Below are 12714 nucleotides of genomic sequence, written 5' to 3' on the forward strand. Positions count from 1 at the left end.
TCAAATCCTCCCAGATACGGCGCTTGTCGCGCTCTTTATCCACGTTCCTCGGATGGTCCCGAGCCTATATCGCCCGGTTACGCTAAGCCATTCTACTAATGACCTTTCGCGGTGGTCTTCCCTACGTCAAATCGGTATCCTGAAATGTCTCGCGGCGGACAATCTGCCTGCCAATTTGTCGCGCGAGCGTTCTTTTGCGCTGCAACATTCGAAGTGAAGCGGACCCTATGATTGCTGCAGATCATCTCAAGCGCATCGCGGCCTGGGCGCGGGACCTGAACGAGAAGGAGATCGAGGTCGCGCGCGCGGGCATCGTCGAGAAGTCGTTCAAGGCGAATGAATTCGTCTGTATGCGCGGTGACCAGTTCGAATACTGGACCGGCGTTGTCAGCGGCCTGGCGAAGATCGGCACCATCTCGCGCAGCGGCAAGGAGGTCAGCATCACCGGCCTCACGGCCGGTGCGTGGTTCGGCGAGGGCAGCGTGCTGAAGAACGAACCGCGACGTTACGACATTGTCCCGCTACGCGACTCCAAGCTGGCATTCATGGAGCGCCCGGCATTTATGTGGCTGTTCGAGAACAGTGTCGGCTTCAACCGCTTCCTGGTCTCGCTGTTGAACGAACGGCTCGGTCAGTTCATCGCACTGACGGAATATGGCCGAAGGCTCGATGCCACCGGGCGTCTCGCGCGCTGCATTGCCTCGCTGTTCAACCCGATCCTCTATCGCGACGCGACCAGGCATCTGGATATCACCCAGGAAGAGCTCGGTGCCATCACCGGCATTTCGCGGCAGAAGGCCAACCAGTGCCTGCAGACGCTGGAGAAGGAGGGTCTGCTGCGCCTGGAATATGGCGGCGTGACAGTGGTCGATCTTGAAAGACTGGGCAGCTACGGCGATTAAGCGACGCTCAGACCTCCAGCCATTCCCTGCGCACGGCGTCATTGGCCTTGAGTTCGGCGGGGGTGCCTTCGAACACGATACGGCCGTGGCCCATCACATAGACCCGGTGCGAGATGCGCAGCGCGATCGAGAGCTTCTGCTCGACCAGCAGGATCGCCACGCCGCGGCGCGCGATCTCGGCGATGAGATCGCCGACCTGCTGGACGATGATCGGCGCAAGGCCCTCGGTGGGCTCGTCGATCATCACGAGTTCAGGATCGCCCATCAGCGTCCGGCAGATCGTCAGCATCTGCTTCTCGCCGCCGGACAGCACGCCGGCGGCGGTGTCCGCGCGGGCGGCAAGGTTAGGGAACATGCCGAGCATGTCATCGAGCTTCCACTTGCCGGGATGACGCGGGTCCTTGATGCCCAGCATCAGGTTCTGCCGCACCGTGAGGCCCGGGAAGATGTCGCGATGCTCCGGCACATAACCGAGGCCGAGATGTGCGATCCTGAAGCTCGGCAGGCCGGCGATATTGGTGCCCTTGAAGGTGATTGTGCCGTGTGGCGGCACTTCGCCCATGATGGCCTTCACGGTGGTCGAACGCCCGACGCCGTTGCGGCCGAGCAGCGAGACTACTTCGCCGGCATCGATATGTAGGTCGACGCCCTGCAGAATGTGGCTCTTGCCGTAATAGGCGTGCAGGTCCTGAACTTGGAGCATCACGCCACTTCCTCGCCGAGATAGGCTTCCTTGACCTTGGGATTGCCGCGGATTTCCTCCGGCGTGCCCGAGGCGATGATCTGGCCGTAGACCAGAACCGAGATGCGGTCGGCGAGGCCGAACACTACGCTCATGTCGTGCTCAACGATCAGCAGCGTGCGCCCCTCGGTCAGCCGTCGGATCAGTGCCACGGCACGCTCGGTCTCAGCGTGACTCATGCCGGCGGTGGGCTCATCCAGCAGGATGACATCGGCGCCGCCTGCAATGGTGATGCCGATTTCGAGCGCGCGCTGTTCGGCATAGGTCAAAAGACCCGCGGGCACGTCGCGGCGCGATACGAGGTTGATATCCTGCAGGATCTGCGCGGTGCGGTCGCGCACCTCGGGCAGGTTGTCGACATTCTTCCAGAACGCGTAACGATGGCCGGTCGCCCACAGCACAGCGCAGCGCAGGTTCTCCCACACGCTCATCTTGGCGAACACGTTGGTAACCTGGAAGCTGCGCGACAGCCCGCGACGATTGATCTGGAACGGCGGCAGGCCGGAGATCACCTGATCGCGCAGCAGGATGCTGCCGACTGATGGTTTCATATAGCCTGATATCAGATTGAACAGCGTCGACTTGCCGGCGCCGTTGGGGCCGATCAGCGCGTGGCGTTCGCCCTGCGCGACCGTCAGGTTGACGTTGCGGATCACGGAGGTGATGCCGAAGGTCTTTTCGACGCCGCGCAGTTCGATGGCGGTGCTCATGCGGCCACTCCCTTCTCGCGCGCCGCGGTGAGGGCATCGTCCCAACTGCCGGCGACGCGCGCCCAGGTCTTGCGCGCGATAATGAAGCCGCCAATCAGCAGCACGGCGGCAACGGCCCATATCGCAGGGTTCGCCGCATCGAACGGAATCCCGAACGCCTTGATGTGGGAATCCTCGCCGGGATTGACGGTGAAGTGGACGGTGGTCTCGATCGCCAGCATCAGGCCGGTGATCATCGCCAGCGTCGGTACGAAGGCGACGAGATAGCTCGGCAGCACGCGGCTGAGCGTGCCGCCTTTCAGCAGCGGACGGTGCATCATCAGCAGTCCGGTGATGCCGCCGGGCGCGAACATCACCACGGCGATGAAAATCAGGCCGAAATAGAGCTGCCAGACCTGCGTGAGATCGGAGAGGCCGAGCGACAGCAGCGTCACGAAGATCGCGCCGACGATCGGGCCGATGAAGAAGCCGACGCCGCCGATATAGGTGGCGAACAGCACGGTGCCCGATTGCACGGCGCCGAGATAGGCCGAATTGGCGATCTCGAAATTGATCGCGGCTAGCGCGCCTGCTATGCCGGCAAACAGGCCAGAGAAGCAGAAGGCGATATAACGGATGATGTGCGGATCGTAGCCGACGAACTGCACGCGTTCGGGATTGTCGCGCACGGCGTTGCACATGCGCCCGAGCGGCGTGCGGGTGAGGGCATACATCGCGATGACGGCGATCAACGTCCAGGCCGCGACCAGATAATAGATCTGGATCTGCGGGCCGAAGCTCCAGTCGAACAGACGAAGCACCTTTGTGCGGTTGGCGGAGACGCCAGCTTCGCCACCGAAGAAGGTGCGCAGGATCAGCGCCGAGGATGCGACGAGTTCTGCGACGCCAAGCGAGATCATCGCAAAGGCCGTACCGGAGCGCCGCGTCGACACCCAGCCGAGCAGCATGGCGAAGATGAGGCCAGCCGCGCCGCCGACCAGCGGCACCAGCGGCAGCGGGATCGCGAACTTGTTCCTGGCGATGATGTTGATGGCGTGGATCGCGAGGAAGCCGCCGAGGCCGTAATAAACGGCATGGCCGAACGACAGCATGCCGGTCTGGCCGAGCAGGATGTTGTAGGACAGCGAGAAGATGATCGAGATGCCGATCAGGCTGAAGGTGGTCAGCGATCCGCCCGACGAGAACAGTTTCGGCAGCACCAGCAGCGCTAGCGCGGCGGCGATCCAGATGCCGTAGAACTTCAGCCGGTCGGAGGCGGCGGGGCGGGGCGGCGCGATGGTTGCCGGAATTTTGGCGGTGGCGTCGCTCATGTGTCGCGTGTTCCCAGCAGGCCCATCGGGCGGAAGATCAGGATCAGCACCAGCAGCAGATAGGGCATGATCGGCGCGATCTGGGCGACGGTGACGTTCCAGATGTCGGACAGCCAGGTGGTGGCATAGTCGGGGCTGAGCGGGCCGAAGGCGCCGGCCAGCGAGCCGTTCATCGACACAGCAAAAGTCTGCACGAGGCCGATCAGCAATGATGCGATGAAGGCACCGGGCAGCGAGCCGAGGCCACCAACGACCACGACGACGAACAGGATCGGACCCAGCAGACCGGCCATGTTGGATTGCGTGACCAGGGCCGGGCCTGCGATCACGCCAGCGACGGCCGCAAGCGCTGTGCCAACGCCGAACACCAGCATGAAGATACGCCCGACATTGTGCCCGAGATGGCCGACCATATGCGGATGGGTCAACGCCGCCTGCACGATCAGGCCGATGCGCGTGCGCTTCAGCACTACCAGCAATCCGATGAAGATCACGATGGAGACGACCAGCATGAAGATCTTGAAGGCCGGATAGTTGGTGGAGAACAGCGTGAAGGCCGGGAAGTCGAGCAGCGGCGGTACGCGGAAATCGACCGGGCTCTTGCCCCAGATGATCTGCACGATCTCCTCAATGGCGAAAGCAAGTCCGAAGGTGAACAGCAGCTCGGCGACGTGGCCGTTCTTGTGGACGTGACGCAGGCCATAGCGTTCGACGGCGGCGCCGAGCGCGCCGGCTAGCAGTGGCGCAAGGATCAGCGCCGGCCAGAAGCCGAACCATCGGCTGATCTGGAAGCCGAAGAAGGCGCCGAGCATATAGAAACTGGCATGGGCGAAGTTCAGCACGCCAAGCATGCTGAAGATCACCGTCAGGCCCGAGGCCATCAGGAATAGCAGCATGCCGTAGAGGACGCCGTTGAGCGTGGAGATGACGATCAGTTCAAGCACAAAGGACCTCGGTGTCTAACTGGTCGCGAATGAGAATAGAAAAAAACGCCGTCATGGCCGGGCCTGTCCCGGCCATCCACGTCTTCCTGCGGTCGTGACTTTAAGGCGTGGATGCCCGGGACAAGCCCGGGCATGACGGCGTTTGTGGTTGGCTCCCTGGCCATCCGCATCGCGTCCGCTTGCGCGCTTACGGCCGTTCCATCTTGCAGGTCGTCGGCAGCACGGTCTGCGGCGTGTCGATCTTCGCGGCCAGCTTCCAGCCCCAGCCGGTCTTTTCCTCGTCGAACGGCTCCTTGTCGGTGCGTTCGCCGAAGGAGGCGATATACATCGGCTGGAAGAACTGGTGGTCGTCCTTGCGCATATTGCCCTTGCCGCCGTCGAACACCTCGAACTCCATGCCTTCGAGGGCTGCGGCCACCTTCACCGGATCGAGCGACTTCGCTTTTTCGGCGGCGGCGGCGAACATGCGCATCTCGTTCACAGCGCGCGGATAGAACAGGCTGAAGTCATATTTCGCGCGCAGCGCCTTTTCGAACACGTCGGCCGAGGCATGGCCGAGATTTGGAATGCCTTCGGCGATCTGGAACACCTGATGATTCAGGCCGGCCTGCTTGATCGCGGTCGGGCCACCGGTGCCGCCGGCATAATAAGTGAACCAGCTCACCTTGAGGCCCGCGTCAGCCGCAGCCTTCAGCAAGAGGGCAAAATCCTGACCCCAGTTGCCGGTGATGACGCTGTCGGCGCCGGAGGCCTTGATCTTAGCAATATAGGGCGCGAAGTCGGTGATCTTGAGCAGCGGATGCAGCTCGTCGCCGACGATCTTCACGTCGGGCCGCTTGGCGCCGAGCATGGCGCGCGCCTGGCTGCGCACCGACTGACCGAACGAGTAATCCTGATTGATCAGGTAGACGTTCTTCACCGCAGGCACGGTCTTGATGTAGTTGGTGAGCGCTTCCATCTTGATGTCTGAATTGGCATCCCAGCGGAAATGCCAGAAGCTGCATTTCTCGTTGGTCAGCACCGGATCGACTGCCGCATAGTTGAAGTAAAGCACTTCCTTGCCGGGATTGCGGTCGTTGAACTTGGTGACGAAATCCGACAGTGCACCGGCGACCGACGAGCCGTTGCCCTGGGTGATGTAGCGAATGCCACCATCGATCGCCTTCTGCGCCTGAATCAGGCTCTCTTGCGGATTGGTCTTGTTGTCGAGTGGGACAATTTCGACCTTCTTGCCGAGAATGCCGCCCTTGGCGTTCAACTCGTCGGCGAGAAACTGGAAGGTCTTGAGGCCGACTTCGCCGACGCTGGCGCCGCCGCCGGACAGTGGATCGATATAACCGATCTTCACGGTCTCCTGCGCCATCGCCGTGCTGCCGAGCAATGGCAGCGCAATAGACGCAATGAGGGCTAGTTTGCGCATGGTGTTTCTCCCTGGAAGCATTTGTGCTGGCCGTTGTCGCGACGCCGAATCTTTTGATCCATCCGTCGCTGGCCTTATGCCGGGAGTGTGAGCCAAGGCGGTAGAAGCTGCAAGCCTCACTTGCAGCCTCACTTGGTCGTAGGCGCGGCCTTCGCTTTCTTGGATATCGCAGCGTCGCCAATGATTTCCGCGGCGCGCAATTCGTCGATTTCGGTGGCGCTGAGGCCCAGGATATCGCGCAGGACTTCCTCATTGTGCTGGCCGAGCGTCGGCGCGAGACGGGTGATCGGGTAGGGCAGTTTTGCACTGCCTTCGCGATAGGCAACGGAGGGCAGCAGATGTGGGCCCATAAATACCTTGGTCACAGGCTGCCAATGTCCGACTACGAGCAGATGTGGATCGCCGGCCAGATCCAGCGGCAGTCGCGCGGTACCCGCGGGCACGCCGGCGTCCTGCAGCGTCACCATGGCCAGATCCGGCCGCACGGTCGTCGTCCAATGCCGGACCGCGACCTCGATACGGTCCTCTTCGGCGCGGCGTCCTTCCGCTGTGGCAAGTGCAGCATCTTCAGCCAGGTCGTTGCGATGCATGACCTTGCACAGCGATCGCCATTCCTCGTCGCTGCGCACGGCAATGGTGATCCACTGATCTTCGCCGAGACAGGGAAAGCAACCGTTCGGCACGAAGCGTGGATGCCGGTTGCCGATGCGCGGGCCGGATTTGCCGGTGGCCGATTGCTCGATGACAGAGGGTGCGACAAGAGGCAGCAGGGCTTCCGTCGCACTGAGATCGATGTGCTGTCCGAGACCGGTATTCTTCTGATGCATGAAGCCGAGCATCAATGCCGCCGCAGCACTGACGCCGCCGAAGGGATCGCCGAGCGCGGCATGCAGCATGGTCGGCGGATCGCCTTCGCGGCCGGTGACCGATGGCAGGCCTGATGCCTGCTCCAGCGTCGAACCATAGGCGCGCACGCCGCTCCATGGACCGGTCATGCCGAAGGCGGGCATGGTCACGACCACGAGACGCGGATTGATCCTGTGCATCGCTGCAGCATCGAGGCCCATGCGTGGCAGCACATCGGCTGCATAGTTGTCGATCACAGCATCGGCGCCGGCGAGCAGTTGTTTCAGCAGCTCCTTGCCGCGGGGATTGGTGAGATCCAGCGTGATGCCGCGCTTGTTGCGGTTCATCTGCTGAAACCAGTAGATCTTCTCGTAGGTGCGTTCCGGAAAATACGGGCCGCGTGGATCGGTGCCGCGAAACCAGTCGGGATACTGGCAGGACTCCACCTTGATGACGTCGGCGCCGAGATCGCCCATCTGCCGCGTTGCCGATGGGCCGGCCCAGCCCATGGTGAGATCGATAATGCGCAGCCCCTTCAGCGGCTGCGGATCGTCTGGTGTTGCCTGCCGTGTCGCCATGCGCTGACGCGTAGGGAGGGCGTCGATCTTGTCGTCACCGGCAAATGGCGCGCGGCCATTCGGCTTCGGCCGTGAGCCGGTAAGAGTCTGCGGCAGTACCGGCGCATCGAATGATGCTGTTCCAATCTCGACTTTCGCGAAGGCGCCGCGATCGCGGTAGTATTGCTGCTTCAGCAGCGTCTCCATGTCCGGCACCACCGCGAGCGGAAGACGCAGCTCGATGCCTTTCTCGAACCATTCGTTTGCGCTCTTGTGCATCAGGATCGGTTGGAAGATATCGAACAGCGCCTTCGAATTATTGGTGCGCGCGAGACCGTCGTTGAACTGCGGCTCTGTCTCTAGTTCGGGAAGGCCGAGCATCACGCAGAACGCAGCCCATTGCGCCGGCGTCACTACGGTGATGCCGAGCCAGCCGTCTTTGGTCGGGAAATTGCCGACGGGATAGCCGCGGCCGAACCGGTTGATGGCCATGCGCGGCCGCGTGAAGCCGACTTCCAGCGCGAGACCGGTATCGAATTCGCTGATCTGCAGCATCGCTTCATGCGCGCTGACGGCAAAGCGCCGCGCGCCGGTGTCGCGACCATACATGCCGGCCAGCGTCGGAATGAACGCGGTGAGGCCGGCCATGACGGCGATCTGTCCGTCGCGCGGCAGCACCGGCGGGCCTTCCTGCGCACCGACCAGTTTCACGCTGCCCGCGAGACTGCGACAGACGGAGTCCGTTGCCTGATAATTGCTGTAGAGTCCGTGTTCGCCAAACCAAGAGATGGCAGTGATGGCGAGGCCGGGTTGTTCCTTGCGCAGGTCGTCATGCGTCAGGAGTGAGTTCGGAATCTCCGAAGGCGCGCGTGCATCGAGCAGCAGGTCGCATGTCGCAAGCAATGCGCGAACACGCGCCACATCATCGGGCTTGTCGAGATCGGCGATGACGCTGCGCTTGTTGGTATTCAGCCAGGCGAAATATCCGCTCTCGCGGCGGCCGTCGCCGGCATCGACGAGCGGCGGATAGTGCCGCGCAGGATCGCCGCCGGATGGTTCGATCTTGATGACCTCGGCGCCGAAATCGGAAAACAGTTTGCCGCAGTAATCTAGCGTATCGCCAGATCCGATTTCCACGACGCGCAATTCCGACAATGGCAGTTTCTGCATTTCCACCCGATCTTTTCTTATGTCGGGTCATCATGTCGAGATGCGTGCAGGCGTCAAGTCATTCGGCGCGCGCGGCGGCCTTGTCGAGCGCGATCGACATTGCCGAAATCAACGGCTTCATGAAGAACGCATCATTGGCCGGATAGATGTCGGCTTCGAGGCCGTACGATTTCAACTCGTCCGACACGACGGGACCGACCGATGCGATCGGTGTTTTCGCAAGTGCACTGCGCAATTGATCCTCGCGGGCATGCGCCTTCGCAGCATCGACGAGGCGACGCACCTGACCCGAACTCGTCAGCGCGATGGCATCGACGCGGCCCGCTTCCATTTCGTCGATGGCCGAGAGAATATTCGTTTCAGCAGCCTTGGAGTCGTAGACGTAAGGCAGCACCGTATCGACCTCGGCGCCGCACGCGGTGATCGCTGATATCAGAACGCTGTGATCCTTCTCGGGATAGAGCTGCAGGCCGAGGCGATGGCCTTTGAGATCGAGCCGCGAGAGCATCTCGGCGACGCCTTCGGAGGTCGGCTTCTCGGTGGTGACATCGGCCTCTAGCCCGATCTCGCGCAAGGCGCGACCGGGCTTCGGGCCGCGTGCGAATTTGCGGGATTGGCCGACGGCCGCAACGAACTCTTTTTCGATGCCGCGGTGACGCACGATTTTCATCATCCGGCGAAGCCCTTCGCCGGTCATTAGAACGAGGTCGTCGAACGGGTTAGCGATGAACCGGCCGATCCAGGCCTCGACCGGGGCAGGATCCGGCGCGTCCTCGATGTTGAACATCGGACATTGCAGCACATTGGCGCCCTGTTCGGTCAGCAGGCGGGAGAACTGCGCTTCCTCGCGGGTCTCCAGGATCAGGATGCGGTAACCGTTGAGCTTGTCAGCCATCTCTGTTTTCTGCCTGTTTTCGCACGTTAATTCGCTGGCAATGACGTCCATATTGCAGCGCGCAATTGGATTGGCGCAAGGCCGTCGCGGATGATAGAGCAGGGCTCCAATTTCCGCTTCACTTGAAGCAGATCAGCTCGCCCCAGGTTCTTATAAGCCATGTCCCATCAATTCGTCCTGACCCTGTCCTGCCCAGACCGCCCTGGCATCGTTTCCGCGGTATCGACCTTCCTGGCCCAAAATGGCCAGAACATTCTCGATGCCCAGCAATTCAACGATGTCGAGACCGGCCACTTCTTCATGCGCGTGGTATTCAACGCCGCGGATGTGAATGTCGAGCTGGCGGCGCTGAAGACCGGCTTCGGGGCCATTGCAGAGCGCTTCAAGATGGACTGGCAGATGCGCGACCGGGCGACCCGTCGCCGGGTCATGCTGCTGGTGTCGAAGTCCGATCACTGCCTCGTCGATATCCTGTATCGCTGGCGCACCGGCGATCTCGACATGATCCCGACCGCGATCGTCTCGAACCATCCGCGCGACGCCTTCAAGGATCTCGATTTCGGCGACATCCCGTTCCACCACATGCCGATCACCAAGGAGACCAAGCGCGAGCAGGAGCAGGCGATCTGGGATCTGGTCGGCACGACCGAAACCGAGCTCGTGGTGCTGGCGCGTTACATGCAGATCCTGTCGGACGAGATGTCGGCGAAACTGTCCGGCAAGTGCATCAACATCCATCACTCGTTCCTGCCGGGCTTCAAGGGCGCGCGGCCCTATCACCAGGCCCACGCGCGCGGCGTCAAGCTGATCGGCGCGACAGCGCATTACGTGACCAGCGATCTCGACGAAGGTCCGATCATCGATCAGGATGTCGAGCGCATCAGCCATCGCGACACGCCGGAAGAACTCGTGGCCAAGGGCCGCGACATCGAGCGCCGCGTGCTGGCGCGCGCCATGCGGTATCACCTCGAGGATCGTGTGATCCTCAACGGCAAGAAGACCGTCGTTTTCATGAACTGAGCGACGCCGTCGCGGCGTCGGACGATAGCGCGATCAGCGAACAGCCTCTGCAGAGGGCGATGTGGCGGGGTCCGGCCCCGTCATGGCGCCGGATTGCTGCTGCTCGTGCCGCTTCGCATAGGCTTCGTATTCGGGAGAGCCCGGACGCGGCGGCGCGTCCGCTGGCAGGCCGCCAGCCCATGCCGGGATCAGGTCGGCCATGCCGCCGGCCATGAACGAACTGATCGAGCCGCAACCGCCAAGGCTGCAGGACAGCAGCACGAGACAGGCGAGGGCGGGTACGCGGCGGGATACTGGCATGGCGGCAACATCATTTGAGGCGGTCTGCGGAATATAGCAGATCTGCGACGGGATTTGCCGAGAATTCACGGCAAATCAATGGTCAAATATTACGGAGCGTGGCTGGACGGCCTCAGCGCTCCGGCAATCCGGCCGCGATGAGCGCCTGTTCGATCCGGCCGCGCGCTTCCATATATGCGGCGCTGACATTCTTGGTCGGGATCCCGATGTTGCTCACTGTCGAACCGGGCCGCAGCTTCAAGCCTTGCGTCAAAGCCGCCTGTGCTTCGTCCGTGCGGCCCAACCGCTGGTAGGCCGCGGCCAGCAGCACAAGCGGACGCCCGGAGGCCGGCGTGATGGCGATGGACCGTTGCAGCCAGGGCAATGCTTCTTCGTCGCGGCCCATCATCAGGTAGCTCACTCCCGCGCCAAGCAGCCAGGTCCAGCGCGACACCGGCGGCGTATCAAACCGGTTGGCTTGCTTGAACGTTGCCAGCGCGTCCTCGAACCGGCCAAGCGGAAGTTGCCCGAGGCCTATGTGGTACAACGCCATTCCGTTCCAGGGATCGAACGCCAATGTTCTGGCGCAAACCACCAGGCTTTCGACAAATTCATTGGTCGCGTTGAGAAAGCGGCAATAGGCTTCGAGCACCGGAATAGAACTGGGTCTGGTCCGCACCGCGCGCTCCAGCATGGCCTTGGCATTTTTCTCCGCTGCGGCGGCGTCGTCCGGGCCGTACCAGACCATCTGGATGCCGCGCATTTGCAGCGCCGCGAGCGCGACTTGCAGGTCGGCATTGTTGGGCTCTTCGGCGAGCGCTTTGTCCAGCATCGCCTGCGCCGTGGCGAAACGCTCGCGTGTGGTCTGGTTGATTGAGGCGATGGCCTGCTCGATCGCAACCCTGGCATTGCCGGGCGAACGGCCGACGGTTGCAGCGGTTCGTGCACCCGGCTCAAGAAGCGCGTTGATGCGAAGCGCGAGCGGATGTCCAAGTCCCGCCGCCAGCCGGGACCGTTGCATCCCGAGGTCTGGCTCTTCCAGGTCTGAATCCTTGAAGCTGACGGCCACCGGCACAGTCCACACCACTTCGCCGGTCGCCGTCCTAGTCATGCGCGCACGCAGCTCCCACGACCGCTCGCCTTTCGCCAGTTCGCCATTCACGACGAAGTCCGGTTGTGTCGCAAGTGGCGATGCCGGCTGCGGCGCGGTTTGCGTCATCACGCGAATATTGTCGATCTTCGCCAGGCCATCGACGAGACGCGTGGTCACGTTCGCTGCCGTCTCGGCGACCTGACTGTCGCTGCCCACACCGGCGATCGGCATCACGGCGATGGTCGGCGGCGCTCGCCCGAAGATGACATCCGGACCGAAGATCGGGGCGGCAACGGCCAGTCCAACGATCGCGCCGAGCCCCGCCATTGCGGCGAGTGCCGCGGGTCCGCGCAAGCCGAACAACCGCCGCCGTTCGACGGGTTCAGCGGCGGCCACGGCGCGGGCAGGCTCCCCGCTCAAGGCGGCCAGCGGCAACGCGGCTGGCGTCTCCACGGCGGCCGGTTCGGCCAACATCTCGACATCGAACATATAGCCGCGGCCGGACACGAGCTTGATCACCTGCCGCTGATCGTCGCCCAGCGCGGTACGAAGCTCCCGGATGCACTGAAACAGGCTGTCTTCGCCGACATGGACGTTCGGCCAGACCGCCTCCATCAGCTCCTGTTTGCTGATGATGCGGCCGGCGTTGGCTGCGAACAGCGCCAGCATATCGAAGGTTTTCGGCCGAAGCTTGATGGCTTTGCCGTCTGGCCCGCGCAGCTCGGCGCGCAGCCGATCAAATTCAAAGCCAGCAAAACGGTACACCGTGCCTCCGCGGTTTCCCGAAACCGTCCGGGGCCAGCAATTACCAGAAAACGCGCCGTGC

Annotated in this window: 11 protein-coding genes; 2 read left to right on the plus strand and 9 right to left on the minus strand. The window is 62.6% G+C overall.

Features of this window, described 5'->3' with window-relative positions; translation table 11 throughout:
- The first annotated feature begins 227 nt into the window (after positions 1-227).
- Positions 228-902, plus strand: a complete 675-nt coding sequence (locus RSO67_RS27615) for a Crp/Fnr family transcriptional regulator (protein WP_315841451.1) — start codon at positions 228-230, stop codon at positions 900-902.
- 7 nt (positions 903-909) lie between these two features.
- Here the strand turns inward: RSO67_RS27615 and RSO67_RS27620 are convergent, their stop codons facing one another.
- The 7 genes from RSO67_RS27620 to RSO67_RS27650 all read right to left on the minus strand — a co-directional run bounded on the left by RSO67_RS27620 (position 910) and on the right by RSO67_RS27650 (position 9496).
- Entirely contained in the window at positions 910-1605 is a 696-nt protein-coding gene (locus tag RSO67_RS27620) for an ABC transporter ATP-binding protein (protein ID WP_093760119.1), read from the minus strand.
- The gene (locus RSO67_RS27625; RefSeq protein WP_231077459.1) at positions 1605-2354 is read right to left on the minus strand and encodes an ABC transporter ATP-binding protein; all 750 of its coding nucleotides are present in this window, start codon (positions 2352-2354) and stop codon (positions 1605-1607) included. The genes RSO67_RS27620 and RSO67_RS27625 overlap by 1 nt, the downstream gene beginning before the upstream one ends.
- A complete protein-coding gene (locus tag RSO67_RS27630; RefSeq protein WP_315841452.1) occupies positions 2351-3664 on the minus strand; it encodes a branched-chain amino acid ABC transporter permease in 1314 nt (437 codons plus the stop codon). Before RSO67_RS27630 ends, RSO67_RS27625 begins: the two co-directional genes overlap by 4 nt.
- A complete protein-coding gene (locus tag RSO67_RS27635) occupies positions 3661-4608 on the minus strand; it encodes a branched-chain amino acid ABC transporter permease (RefSeq protein WP_315841453.1) in 948 nt (315 codons plus the stop codon). Before RSO67_RS27635 ends, RSO67_RS27630 begins: the two co-directional genes overlap by 4 nt.
- A gap of 187 nt (positions 4609-4795) precedes the next feature.
- Positions 4796-6028, minus strand: a complete 1233-nt coding sequence (locus tag RSO67_RS27640) for a branched-chain amino acid ABC transporter substrate-binding protein (protein WP_315841454.1) — start codon at positions 6026-6028, stop codon at positions 4796-4798.
- A gap of 128 nt (positions 6029-6156) precedes the next feature.
- The gene (locus tag RSO67_RS27645; RefSeq protein WP_315841455.1) at positions 6157-8601 is read right to left on the minus strand and encodes a CoA transferase; all 2445 of its coding nucleotides are present in this window, start codon (positions 8599-8601) and stop codon (positions 6157-6159) included.
- A gap of 58 nt (positions 8602-8659) precedes the next feature.
- Positions 8660-9496: a uroporphyrinogen-III synthase gene (locus RSO67_RS27650; protein ID WP_315841456.1), complete on the minus strand. Its 837-nt coding sequence runs from the start codon at positions 9494-9496 to the stop codon at positions 8660-8662.
- A gap of 159 nt (positions 9497-9655) precedes the next feature.
- On the opposite strand from RSO67_RS27650, the gene purU reads away from it, so the two are divergent.
- Positions 9656-10516, plus strand: a complete 861-nt coding sequence (gene purU / locus RSO67_RS27655; protein ID WP_315841457.1) for a formyltetrahydrofolate deformylase — start codon at positions 9656-9658, stop codon at positions 10514-10516.
- A gap of 33 nt (positions 10517-10549) precedes the next feature.
- Here purU and RSO67_RS27660 read toward each other — a convergent pair whose 3' ends face one another.
- Positions 10550-10816 carry a hypothetical protein gene (locus RSO67_RS27660; protein WP_315841458.1) on the minus strand — a complete coding sequence of 89 codons (267 nt, stop codon included), beginning with the start codon at positions 10814-10816 and terminating at the stop codon, positions 10550-10552.
- Between the two features lie 112 nt (positions 10817-10928).
- Positions 10929-12653, minus strand: a complete 1725-nt coding sequence (locus tag RSO67_RS27665; RefSeq protein ID WP_315841459.1) for a winged helix-turn-helix domain-containing protein — start codon at positions 12651-12653, stop codon at positions 10929-10931.
- Between the last annotated feature and the right edge of the window lie 61 nt (positions 12654-12714).

Source organism: Tardiphaga sp. 709, assembly GCF_032401055.1.
Lineage (GTDB): Bacteria > Pseudomonadota > Alphaproteobacteria > Rhizobiales > Xanthobacteraceae > Tardiphaga.

Coding starts and splice junctions, on each gene's coding strand:
- RSO67_RS27615 (WP_315841451.1), top strand. CDS start 228: ATGATTGCTGCAGATCATCTCAAGCGCATCGCGGCCTGGGCGCGGGAC.
- purU (WP_315841457.1), top strand. CDS start 9,656: ATGTCCCATCAATTCGTCCTGACCCTGTCCTGCCCAGACCGCCCTGGC.
- RSO67_RS27630 (WP_315841452.1), bottom strand. CDS start 3,664: ATGAGCGACGCCACCGCCAAAATTCCGGCAACCATCGCGCCGCCCCGC.
- RSO67_RS27620 (WP_093760119.1), bottom strand. CDS start 1,605: ATGCTCCAAGTTCAGGACCTGCACGCCTATTACGGCAAGAGCCACATT.
- RSO67_RS27660 (WP_315841458.1), bottom strand. CDS start 10,816: ATGCCAGTATCCCGCCGCGTACCCGCCCTCGCCTGTCTCGTGCTGCTG.
- RSO67_RS27645 (WP_315841455.1), bottom strand. CDS start 8,601: ATGCAGAAACTGCCATTGTCGGAATTGCGCGTCGTGGAAATCGGATCT.
- RSO67_RS27640 (WP_315841454.1), bottom strand. CDS start 6,028: ATGCGCAAACTAGCCCTCATTGCGTCTATTGCGCTGCCATTGCTCGGC.
- RSO67_RS27650 (WP_315841456.1), bottom strand. CDS start 9,496: ATGGCTGACAAGCTCAACGGTTACCGCATCCTGATCCTGGAGACCCGC.
- RSO67_RS27625 (WP_231077459.1), bottom strand. CDS start 2,354: ATGAGCACCGCCATCGAACTGCGCGGCGTCGAAAAGACCTTCGGCATC.